The sequence below is a fragment of the Pseudoalteromonas sp. S1609 genome, from assembly GCF_005887255.1.
In the GTDB taxonomy this organism is placed as follows: Bacteria; Pseudomonadota; Gammaproteobacteria; order Enterobacterales; family Alteromonadaceae; genus Pseudoalteromonas.
Genome location: NZ_PNDJ01000076.1, coordinates 1 through 11,228 on the forward strand (window position 1 = coordinate 1; position 11,228 = coordinate 11,228).

Consider the following 11,228-nt stretch of genomic DNA (forward strand, 5'->3'; position numbering starts at 1 on the left):
TTCTGCCTAGGGGCGATTTACTCTTTGTTGCTCGGTTTTTACTTAGCCCACTAGGTTACAAACCTAGCGCCGCGATTAAACCGCCCCTAGTTTGAACAAATTTTAATCCGCAAAGGTCAACAGACCCTAATAGGAGTGACTATGACAGAGCATAAAAAACCACTGGTATTAATGATTTTAGATGGCTGGGGATACAGAGAAGATGAGCAAAGCAATGCCATTTTAGCTGCTAATACCCCTGTATTAGATGAGCTTTGGGCCACTCGCCCTCATACATTAATTTCAGCATCGGGTTTAGATGTGGGTCTTCCTGGTGGTCAAATGGGTAATTCTGAGGTTGGCCACGTTAATTTAGGTGCTGGTCGTATTGTGTATCAAGATTTTACTCGCATCACAAAAGCCATTGATGATGGCGAATTTGATACAACCCCTGCACTGGTTGAAAACATTGATAAAGCTGTTCATGCCAACAAAGCCGTTCATATTATGGGACTGCTAAGCCCTGGTGGCGTTCATAGTCACGAAGATCATATTGTGGCGAGTATACAATTGGCTGCAAAACGCGGCGCTAAAGAGGTGTACTTTCATGCCTTTTTAGATGGCAGAGATACTCCCCCACGCAGCGCTAAAGCATCAATTGAGCGTATTGAAGCCTTGTTTAGCGAACTTAAATGTGGCCGTTTAGCCTCATTAATTGGTCGTTACTATGCCATGGACAGAGACAACCGCTGGAACCGTGTTGAAAAAGCGTATAATTTAATCACCCTAGGTGAAAGCGACTTTGATTATGAAGATGGCGTAAACGCACTTAACGCGGCTTATGAGCGCGATGAAAATGACGAATTTGTAGCAGCAAGTACTATTACCCCAAAAGGTAGCGAATCAGTAAAAGTAAATGATGGCGACACCATTATATTTGCCAACTTTAGAGCAGACCGCGCACGCGAAATCACTCGCGCCTTTGTCGAACCTGATTTTGACGGCTTTAATAAGAAAAAATCGCCCGAGCTTAGTGCCTTTGTGATGATGACTGAATACGCTGCTGATATTGATGCGCCAGTGGCTTTTGGCCCGACGCCGCTTAATAACGTACTTGGCGAATGGTTTGAGAAACAAGGTAAAACTCAGCTACGTATATCAGAAACTGAAAAATATGCCCACGTTACCTTTTTCTTTAGTGGCGGACGCGAAAATGAGTTTGACGGCGAAACTCGCGAGCTTATCCCATCTCCTCAAGTAGCAACGTATGATTTACAGCCAGAAATGAACTCACAAATGCTTACCGATAAACTCGTTGCAGCAATAAAAAGCGGAAAGTATGATGCCATTATTTGTAACTACCCTAATGGCGATATGGTCGGCCACTCAGGTGTATTTGAGGCGGCAGTTAAAGCCTGTGAAGCAGTAGATAGCTGTATTGGTCGTGTAGTTGATGCCCTTAAAGAATATGGTGGAGAAGCACTAATAACTGCTGATCATGGTAATGCAGAGCAAATGGCAAACCTTAAAACAGGCCAAGCGCACACAGCACATACTAGCGAGCCAGTACCCTTTATTTATGTAGGTCGTGACGCACAAGCGCATACCGGTAAAGCCTTGAGCGATGTTGCACCTACTATGCTGCATTTAATGGGTTTGGAACAACCTGCAGAAATGACAGGTTCGCCAATTATGGTGTTGAAATAATTTATGAATAAAAGCGCATGCCGCATCATTGCGTGTATATGTGTACTAAACTCATTAGCCACTGGCGTTGCAGTGGCTAATGAAGATCGTACCAAAAAAGACCTATCCCAAGTACAAGTTGCTTTAGAGCAAAGCCAAGCTGAGTTTCAACAACAGCAAAAAGAAATAGCTAAACAGCAGCAAAAACTAAAAACACATGAGCTCGCTATAGCGAAAAACGCTAAAGCACTTAATATGGCTGAGCAATCCGTTAAAAAAACACAACAACAGCAAGCAGAGCAACAACAACGCGCGGCAAAGCTTGAAAAACAACAAGCCCAATTTCAACGTATTTTAGCAGCACAATTAAAAAGTGCTTATATGGCAGGTAGCGATGACTATTCAAAAATGTTACTTAACCAAGAAGATACCGCCAAATTTGAACGCACACTTAGCTACTATAACTACCTGAATAAAGCTCGTATAAAGCAACTTGATGATCTTAAAGCACTGCAAGTTGAGATTGCAAAAAATCAAGCTGAGCTTGCGAAAACAAAAGAGAGGCTCGTTGCTTTATTTGAGGAACAAAAAAGACGACAAGCAGCACTTCTTGGGGCTAAAAATGAGCGCCAAGCAAGCTTACAAAACCTAAAAAAGCAGTTAAATAGAACCAAAAATTCCATTAGCTATTTAGAAGAAAACGAACAAACTCTGATTGCCACTATCAAAGAACTTGAAGAAGAAGAAAAAGTCACAAAAATTGAACTACTTGGCTTAAATCGTAATAAAGGAAAATTAAACTGGCCGAGCAAAGGGAAATTAGCGCATAGGTTTGGTCAACGTAAACACGGCGGAATAAACTGGAAAGGCGTATTAATTTCTGCATCTGAAGGGACTTCTGTTAATAGCATTGATAATGGCCAAGTAGTGTTTGCCGATTGGTTAAAAGGTTATGGCTGGGTAATCGTACTCGACCACGGCCAAGGCTTTATGAGCTTATACGGACACGCACAAACCTTGCTAAAAGACGTGGGTGATATGGTCAGAGAAGGTGAAAGTGTTGCATTAGTTGGGCAAAGCGGTGGACAAGCCGATTCTGGTCTATACTTTGAAATACGTCATAAAGGGCGTGCTGTTAATCCCATAAAATGGTGCAGGCGTATTTAATATCAAAATAGCTGCATCCTGTTAGAGGCAGTTATGATAAACACACACATTTGCCAACAAAAAACTTCTGTGAAAAAGCGAGCACCCTGCTTGTGTTTTATCTTATTTTTTTTATTAGTGCTTTTTGGCTTTATAAATACTACCTATGCAAGCTCGGTTAAAGACTTAGAAAGCCAAAAAATAAATGAAATACTGTTTAATATTCACACCTACTACGTTGATGATTTAGCACTGCAAAACAGTGAGTATATTGAATACAACTCGTCTCAATTTGAACGCTTATACTCTAAGCTCGATGCCTACTCTAAGTATTTAGATAAAAATGAGCTAAATGCATTATTTAATAACACTAATGGTCGCTATACCGGCCTAGGTATAGAAGTAAAAAGCATCGAGCAACGCACCACGATTGTTAAAGTACTTAATAATTCACCAGCCAAACAAGCAGGACTTCGCTCAGGCGATATAATTACTACCGTTAATCAGCACTATGTAGAAAATAGTCCGATTGATTTAGTTGCACAATACATCAAAGACAGTGCTAACGGTAAAGTACAGCTAAGTATTACCCGTAATAACACTCAAACACCGCTAATATTTAATCTCAGTAGAAAACAAATTAAGCTAACGAGTGTAACCAAGCAACTACTTGACTCAGGTAGCGGTTACATCGCTATTAATAACTTTTCTAATCACACTTTACATGAGGTTGCCTTGCAAATAGCCGCCATGCAAAACCATTATGGCCATTCATTAAAAGGCCTAATTATTGATTTACGAGATAACCCGGGAGGCACTTTAAAGAGTGCAGTTGCGGTAGCAGACCTGTTTCTTCAAGATGGTTTAATTGTAACGACCAAAGGGCGTTTTTATGATTCGAACCAATCTTTTTACGCTAAACGCGGCGATATTTTGAAAGGTGCTCCGATTGTTGTCCTGATTAATGAAAACTCAGCCTCAGCAGCAGAAATACTGGCTGCAGCGTTAAAAGAAAATCTACGTGCAAAAATAGTAGGGAGTCAGTCGTTTGGTAAAGGAACAGTGCAATCACTTATTCCATTAGGCGACGGCGATACCGCCTTAAAACTAACCACCGCACGTTACTTTACGCCACTGGGAGAGTCTATTGAAGGGATTGGCGTAACTCCAAATGTGGCGATTAATCAAACAACACTTCCACAAACAAATAAAGCCGTTATAATAAAAAATGAACAATCAGAACAAAACACCGTTTTTAACGCTGAAGAATTAGCCGATATCCAGTTAGTAAAAGCAAAACAGCTACTTAGCATGCAATAAAAACGGTAAACTATTTAAAGATAATAAAAATTATAAAACGTGAAAATTATAAATTTAATGGTGTTAGCTGGGCTTTTTTTAATCCTATTTGCTGCACCCTATGGTGTTAAAGCCAAACAAATAGCCATAGTGATCGATGACATAGGTTATCATCAACGTGACCTAGAATTCCTAAGTTTACCTGGGCAATTGTCTTATTCAATTTTGCCTCATACCCCCTATTCTCAAATATTTGCAACCCTTGCTAGTCAGTCAAATAAAGAGCTCCTGTTGCATGTGCCTATGCAAGCTTTAAATGGTAAAAAGCTAGGCCCTGGGGCACTTACTTTAAATATGGATAAAGCACAACTTCAACAAACACTCGGTAATGCACTGGCGAGTTTGCCACAAGTTAAAGGGGTTAATAATCATATGGGTTCTGCACTCACTCAGCAAAGCCAAGCAATGAAGTGGACCATGGAAGTACTTAAAAAGCGTCAGTTGTATTTTCTCGATAGCCGAACAACCGAATTAAGCCAGGCGCAAAACGCAGCTAACTTTTTAGGGGTAGAAAATATTGGTCGGCATGTATTTTTAGATAATATAACTACCCCTGAGCAGCTTCAACTTAGGCTAGAAGAGCTAAAATCAAAAGCAACTAAATATCAGTTTGCCATTGCAATAGCGCACCCCTACCCCGAAACCATCGACTTTTTACGTCACGCTTTACCGCAATTAACCGAGCAAGGATTTGAATTGGTGCCAGTATCACAACTGGTAGAACGTAAGTATGTGCAAATAGCCCAACAACAAGCCATTTCATTAAACTGATGGAGTAAGCGAGCGCCTTACCCCAACAGTTAATTAAACTTAATTATAAGTATGCTGCTTATAAAATAAACGTTGCTACTTTAGCATTTAAGTCTGTAGCTCTGTCTTTTAATACTTCGGCTTGGCTTAAATGCGCGGTAGCTGAGGTAGTTATTTCATCGGTTACATCTTTAATAGCAACCGTATTTCTAGTAATTTCATTGGTCACTTGCGTTTGCTCTTCTGCTGCAACCGCTATTTGACCCGCCATATCAGAAATCTCATTTACCGCCAAAGTAATTTCTTCTAGTGCGTGTGCGGCAGCATTTACATCATCCACACTATTGTTGGCATAGCCCTTACTGCTGTCCATCAAGCTCACGGCTTTTTTAGTGGTGTTTTGTAAGGTTTCTATAGTGGTATAAATTTCGGCTGTAGAGTTTTGTGTTCTTCTTGATAGCACACGCACCTCATCGGCAACCACTGCAAAACCACGCCCCTGCTCTCCCGCCCGAGCGGCCTCTATTGCTGCATTAAGCGCTAAGAGATTTGTTTGCTCAGCAATTTCTTGAATGGTAGTCAAAATGCTCGAGATAGCCTGAGCATGCAAACTTAATTCACCAATAACTGTGGTAGTTTGGTCTATTTCTCCCGCCAGTGAATTAATCGTGTTTCTGGTTTTATCAACTAACAGCTTACCTTCATGACTACTTTGCGCCGATTGTTGCGATGCGGTTGCGGTGTTTTCTGCATTGGCGGCAATTTCATGGGTTGCACTGGCCATTTCTGTGACCGCAGTAGCAACCATAGCTACTTCTTGTTGCTGACGCTGTAACTCACTAACACTGTTTTGATTAGTGATTAGGCTTTTCTCTGCATCAAAGTCTAAGTCCGTTGCTAGCTGGCGAATATGGCTTATCAGTTCATGCTGACTACTTACAAAGCGGTTAAAACTATCAGCCAGTACCCCAACTTCATCTTGCGTATCAACAGTTATACGTTGAGTTAAATCACCGTTACCATCTGCAATTGTTGATAAAGCTTGCGATACTCGGCTCAAAGGTGCGAGCAATACACCCAATAGCCATGAAATAGCCAACACACTCAGTAAAAGTGCTACCGCAACCAGCACTAATTGAGTCAGCAATAAACTAATAAGCGGAGCCTCTAAAGTTTGTTTATCCAATACAAACAACAACTGCCAATCTGTATTGTTAATGTTTTCACCCCAAACTAGCTTCTCTCGGCCTTCACCCTCAAAGTAAACAGGCGTAAATTCATTATTTTGACTATTAGATAAAATTACTTGGTTATTAATTTTAGAATCAACCTGAGTAATATTTGCCATTACTTTTCTAGCGTCTTTATAGGCAATCACAGTGCCATCTTTATGCATCATAATGGCGTATCCATCTGCAGGTAAAGACATTGTATTGACGCTATCGACCAAGGTCTCAATCGACAAATCCCCCGCAACCACACCGCTTCGTGTGGTTTTAGCAATAGAAACAACCAACAGATTATAGGCGGTATCTAAATAAGGTTTGGTAATTACGGTATCACTTTTGAGTTGTGCTTGTTTATACCATGGACGAGTGCGCGGGTCGTAACCGGTGCGATCAATACTGGGATCAGAGTCAGTCATTTTTCCGCTGTTACTTCCAAAGTATGTTAACTGAAAGCCACCTGAAAATGCTGCCTGCTGAAGTGCGCTGAGCGTATTGCCCTCAACCTTATTCGCAACCGATTTAATTATCTGCTGACGACTAGCTAGCCAATCTTCAATACTCGCAGCCTGTTGCTTACCTGATTGGCTTACGTTATCAATACTGCTTTTTAACAGTAACGTTTTTTGAGAGGTGTAGCTATTCCACGACAGCAATACAATAATAACAGCTAGGGCAAGAACCACCGATAGTAAGATTTTTTTCTTTAGTGAATATGAGTTCATATTGAGTGTAAATACTCGCGTTAAATGAAATTGAAAGGCAATAAGCACAGCAATTAAATGACTTAATTTAGGCTACGGTTTGAGTGACAAGTCGCTCAAGTGCGCGAATATTTTCATATACCCAAATTAAAAACAAACTAAAATCATGTATTTAAATTAAAACCAAACTTATTCATTAATTTTAAATAGCGTATATTTAATTAAAAGATACATAGATGTGACTAGAGGTAAGCGGAACAAGAAAAACGATACTTTCTATTAACCTTTTTAGTTAGCTTTTTTAGTTAAAAAAAAGCCCCGCATTTTCATGCAGGGCTTTATCAATTTTTTAGTGCGATTAACTCATCGCGCTTTGTAATTTTTTCATTGCTGTTTTTTCCAGCTGGCGAACACGCTCTGCTGATACGCTGTATTTTTCAGCCAACTCTTGCAGTGTAGCCTTATCGTCTGACAACCAACGAGCACTAACAATATCTTGAGAACGTTCATCGAGAGTTTTCAAGGCGCTAAACAAACGCGTATGTGACTGTTCTTGCCATTGTTGCTGTTCAATATCGTCAGCTAAATCCGCAGAACCATCGGTTAAGTACTGTACCGGTGAGTAAGTACTAGTTGGCGCGTCATCATTATCGTCGCCAGTTAAATCAAAGCCCATGTCTTGGCCGCTCATACGCGATTCCATTTCACGCACTTCTTTTTCACTCACACCTAGCTCGCTAGCTACTGTGCTCACTTCAGCTTGGTTAAACCAACCTAAACGCTTTTTATTTTTACGTAAGTTAAAAAACAATTTACGTTGTGCTTTGGTTGTCGCTACTTTAACGATACGCCAGTTCTTAAGCACAAACTCATGAATTTCGGCTTTAATCCAATGAACGGCAAATGAAACCAAACGTACACCCACTGATGGGTCAAAACGTTTTACTGCTTTCATCAGTCCGATGTTACCTTCTTGAATTAAATCAGCTTGAGGTAACCCGTAGCCCGAGTAGCTTTTAGCTATGTGCGCTACAAAGCGCAAATGCGACATAATGAGTTGCTTTGCAGCACTAAGATCGCCTTCTTCCTGAAGTCTTTTTGCAAGTTCCTGCTCTTGCTCAACTTTAAGCATAGGAATAGTACTAACAGCTTGAAGGTAGCCGTCCATACTTGCGCTTTGTTGCCCAACTGTAAGTGCCATTGCGTATAAATCTTTACTCATTTTTCACCTCGGTGATAAACATTTGAAACCATCTTAGCACTCTTTTAGTAAGAGTGCTAACTTGAATTTAAAACTTTTTTGAATCATAAATCAAGTGGTTTTTTTAGTGTTAAGTCAGTTTACGCTAGGCGACTGAATAACCTATGAATTGATTTAGCCAAAACAAAAAATAACCTTTTTGCTTTGGCTTTTTTATTATTTTAAACTTAAAACATGACAGTTTTAAGAATTATATTAGGGCCTTAAACCTTATCGGGTTCTATTTCTGAGATGTAACGATTAACCGATAAGTAAGAACCTATAAAGCCCAAGCTAGTAGCAAGTAATACCAACGCGCCAAACTCATTAAGACTAAGCCCTATTAGCGTAAAACTGGTTTGATACACCCCTGCAACACTGCTTACTGCAGCAGATAGCCACCACATCATTAATGCTACACAAATAAAGGCAAACAATCCGCCAATCACGCCATACCAAATGCCAGTCCATAAAAAGGGAGCGTGTATAAAGGTATTGGTTGCCCCTACTAGCTTCATTACCTGTATTTCTTCTTTTTTATCCATAATAGATAAACGAATTGTATTGCCTATAATAAGCGTCACTGAGGTAAGTAATAATAGCGCAATCGTGATTACACTCTCTTTTAACAAACTTAGTAATGCATTTAGGCGCTCAAGCCAAGCGATATCAAGCTTGCCAAAGTCAACTTCGCGTTCGGCTTCAAGTTTTTTAAGCAATTGCTTAGCTGCATTAGGTTGGCTATGTCGTTGTGTTGGTGTGACTAAAACTACATTCGGTAACGGGTTGGTATCTAAATACTCTAAAGCCTGACCAAAGCCAGACATTTCTTTGAACTCATCCAAAGCCTCAGTGCGAGAAATAAAAGTCACAGTTTGTATTTCGGGATATAGCGCTAAGCGTTTAACTAAGGTTTGCGTTTCTTTCTCGCTCATATTTTCTTTTACAAACAAGGATATTTCGCTGGCTTGCTCAAAACCACTACTCACTTGCTGCACATTTTTTACCACTAAATATAGTGTAGCGGGCAAGGTTAAACTCAAACCGAGTACTGCAATGGTCATCATTGAAGCCAATGGCGTGCGCCACATTTCTCCTAGGCTGTACACACCTTGGCGAAAAATATTAATAATAAAAAAGTAACCGCCAGAGAATACTGACTTTTTTTGTTTATCATTACTATTTTGACGGCTTTTGAACAGTAAACTCATAATCCCCCCTCAGCCAGTGGATCTTGGCTCATTCGTCCATCATGAAGCGTTAAACTGCGGTACTTCATCCGTGACACTAAGCCCAAATCATGAGTGGCAATTAAAACCGTGGTGCCATGTTTATTAAAGTCTTCAAACAGGCGTAATATTTCCATTGATAATTCAGGGTCTAAGTTACCGGTAGGTTCATCGGCTAGCAATATAGGTGGCGAATTGACGATGGCTCGTGCAATCCCGACTCGTTGTTGTTCACCACCAGAAAGTGTAGAAGGGTGACAGCGCACTTTATCTAACAAGCCCACTTTATCAAGCGCTCCATGTACACGTTTGGCAATTTGCTTGTGGTGAGTCCCTTCAATAATTAAGGGCAAAGCAACGTTATCAAATACCGTATATCGCTCTAATAATCGATGATTTTGAAAAATAATACCAATGTCGCGACGTGCATACGGAATTTGACGGGAATTTAATTTATTTAAATCCACGCCATTAATAAACACGTTTCCTGCAGAAGGACGTTCCATTAAGCTAATAAGCTTTAATAGTGTACTTTTACCAGCCCCACTGTGACCAGTTAGAAAGGCCAATTCGCCAGGCTTTATATGAAAGTTCACTTTTTCAAGCGCACGGTGTCCACCGGCATAGGTTTTACTTACTTGCTGAAAATTTATCATTTTTTATTATTGCCAATTTATTGTTAGCCTTAGGCTCTAAAATAAAATGGTATTCCTCGCAATTAAAAAGGGAGCAGGCTCCCTTTTGGTAAATTAAGCGTCGTCCTCATCTTGACTAAATAGCGCGTCAATAAAGTCATCGCTCTTGAAGGTACGTAAATCATCAATACTTTCACCTACGCCAATGTAACGAATAGGAATATTAAACTTATCGGCAACGGCAAAAATAACCCCACCTTTAGCAGTACCATCAAGCTTTGATAATGTGATACCTGTTAAACCTACACATTGATTAAATAGGTTTACTTGGCTAATTGCATTTTGGCCTGTACCAGCATCAATAGTCAGCATCACTTCATGAGGTGCATCAGGGTCTACTTTTTTCATTACACGGGCTATTTTTTCAAGCTCTTGCATTAAGTTATCTTTATTTTGCAAGCGCCCTGCTGTATCAGCAATTAACACATCGACATTACGTGCTTTTGCAGCTTGAAAAGCATCAAATACTACCGATGCACTATCAGCACCTGTATGTTGAGCTATTACCGGAATGCTGTTGCGCTCACCCCATACTTGAAGCTGCTCTACCGCTGCAGCTCTAAAAGTATCACCGGCAGCAAGCATGACCGACTTACCTTGATTTTGGAATTGCTTGGCCATTTTACCAATGGTGGTGGTTTTACCTACGCCGTTTACCCCTACCATTAAAATAACAAAAGGTTTTTTATCTGCTGGTATTTCTAAAGGCTGCTCTGCTGTTTTTAGCATAGTTGCCATTTCTTGTTTCATAAGCTCATAAAGCGCATCACCATCTTTAAGTTGCTTGCGATCGGCTGCATCAGTTAAATTATCAATGAGCTTCATGGTGGTATCAACACCGAGATCAGCAGTAAGTAACTGAGTCTCTAGCTCTTCAAATAACTCGTCGTCAATTTTTTTACCGCTAAAAATTGACGAAAAACCAGAGCCAATATTCACTCTAGTTTTAAGTAAGCCTTTTTTAAGACGAGAGAAAAAGCCTTCTTTTTTAGGTTTTTCCGCTTTTTTTGCTTCTTCCTCTGCAAGCTCTGCGGTCAGTCGCTGTTGTTCTAGGCGTTCAGCCTCTTCTTCAGCTGCAATACGTTCTTGCTCTAAACGTTCATTCTCTGCTTGCTCTGCTGCAATGCGCTGTTGCTCTAAACGCTCATGCTCAGCTTGTTCTGCTGCAATACGCGGTGGGGGTCGCGGCGCCGTGTCAGCTGCCACGGCGGCCG

The 11,228-nt window shown here is 40.5% G+C and carries 9 protein-coding genes; 4 read left to right on the top strand and 5 right to left on the bottom strand.

Going from position 1 to position 11,228, the window contains the following annotated elements; all coding sequences use genetic code 11:
• Positions 1-141 precede the first annotated feature (141 nt).
• The 4 genes from gpmM to CWB76_RS17080 are packed head-to-tail and all read left to right on the top strand — an operon-like array spanning position 142 to position 4,941.
• Positions 142-1,686, top strand: a complete 1,545-nt coding sequence (gpmM, locus tag CWB76_RS17065) for a 2,3-bisphosphoglycerate-independent phosphoglycerate mutase (RefSeq protein ID WP_010391829.1) — start codon at positions 142-144, stop codon at positions 1,684-1,686.
• Between the two features lie 3 nt (positions 1,687-1,689).
• Complete coding sequence (locus CWB76_RS17070) at positions 1,690-2,832, top strand: murein hydrolase activator EnvC family protein (RefSeq protein WP_138609199.1); 1,143 nt, start codon at positions 1,690-1,692, stop codon at positions 2,830-2,832.
• A 33-nt stretch (positions 2,833-2,865) separates the two neighbouring features.
• On the top strand, positions 2,866-4,131 hold the full coding sequence (locus tag CWB76_RS17075; RefSeq protein WP_138609201.1) for a S41 family peptidase: 1,266 nt from the start codon (positions 2,866-2,868) through the stop codon (positions 4,129-4,131).
• Positions 4,132-4,188: 57 nt separating this feature from the next.
• Positions 4,189-4,941, top strand: coding sequence for a divergent polysaccharide deacetylase family protein (locus tag CWB76_RS17080; RefSeq protein WP_138609207.1), 753 nt, complete (start codon positions 4,189-4,191; stop codon positions 4,939-4,941).
• A 58-nt stretch (positions 4,942-4,999) separates the two neighbouring features.
• Here the strand turns inward: CWB76_RS17080 and CWB76_RS17085 are convergent, their stop codons facing one another.
• The 5 genes from CWB76_RS17085 to ftsY all read right to left on the bottom strand — a co-directional run.
• Positions 5,000-6,871, bottom strand: coding sequence for a methyl-accepting chemotaxis protein (locus tag CWB76_RS17085; protein ID WP_138609203.1), 1,872 nt, complete (start codon positions 6,869-6,871; stop codon positions 5,000-5,002).
• A gap of 337 nt (positions 6,872-7,208) precedes the next feature.
• On the bottom strand, positions 7,209-8,072 hold the full coding sequence (gene rpoH / locus CWB76_RS17090; protein WP_008114893.1) for an RNA polymerase sigma factor RpoH: 864 nt from the start codon (positions 8,070-8,072) through the stop codon (positions 7,209-7,211).
• Positions 8,073-8,314: 242 nt separating this feature from the next.
• The gene (gene ftsX, locus CWB76_RS17095; RefSeq protein ID WP_138571116.1) at positions 8,315-9,301 is read right to left on the bottom strand and encodes a permease-like cell division protein FtsX; all 987 of its coding nucleotides are present in this window, start codon (positions 9,299-9,301) and stop codon (positions 8,315-8,317) included.
• The gene (gene ftsE / locus CWB76_RS17100) at positions 9,298-9,975 is read right to left on the bottom strand and encodes a cell division ATP-binding protein FtsE (protein WP_138571115.1); all 678 of its coding nucleotides are present in this window, start codon (positions 9,973-9,975) and stop codon (positions 9,298-9,300) included. The genes ftsX and ftsE overlap by 4 nt, the downstream gene beginning before the upstream one ends.
• A gap of 93 nt (positions 9,976-10,068) precedes the next feature.
• On the bottom strand, positions 10,069-11,228 hold a 1,160-nt coding region (gene ftsY, locus CWB76_RS17105; protein ID WP_138609205.1), incomplete at its 5' end, for a signal recognition particle-docking protein FtsY.

Excerpts from the sequence above, each read along its gene's own strand:
- ftsE (WP_138571115.1), bottom strand. The coding sequence starts at position 9,975 with ATGATAAATTTTCAGCAAGTAAGTAAAACCTATGCCGGTGGACACCGT.
- CWB76_RS17075 (WP_138609201.1), top strand. The coding sequence starts at position 2,866 with ATGATAAACACACACATTTGCCAACAAAAAACTTCTGTGAAAAAGCGA.
- CWB76_RS17085 (WP_138609203.1), bottom strand. The coding sequence starts at position 6,871 with ATGAACTCATATTCACTAAAGAAAAAAATCTTACTATCGGTGGTTCTT.
- gpmM (WP_010391829.1), top strand. The coding sequence starts at position 142 with ATGACAGAGCATAAAAAACCACTGGTATTAATGATTTTAGATGGCTGG.
- CWB76_RS17070 (WP_138609199.1), top strand. The coding sequence starts at position 1,690 with ATGAATAAAAGCGCATGCCGCATCATTGCGTGTATATGTGTACTAAAC.
- CWB76_RS17080 (WP_138609207.1), top strand. The coding sequence starts at position 4,189 with ATGGTGTTAGCTGGGCTTTTTTTAATCCTATTTGCTGCACCCTATGGT.
- ftsX (WP_138571116.1), bottom strand. The coding sequence starts at position 9,301 with ATGAGTTTACTGTTCAAAAGCCGTCAAAATAGTAATGATAAACAAAAA.
- rpoH (WP_008114893.1), bottom strand. The coding sequence starts at position 8,072 with ATGAGTAAAGATTTATACGCAATGGCACTTACAGTTGGGCAACAAAGC.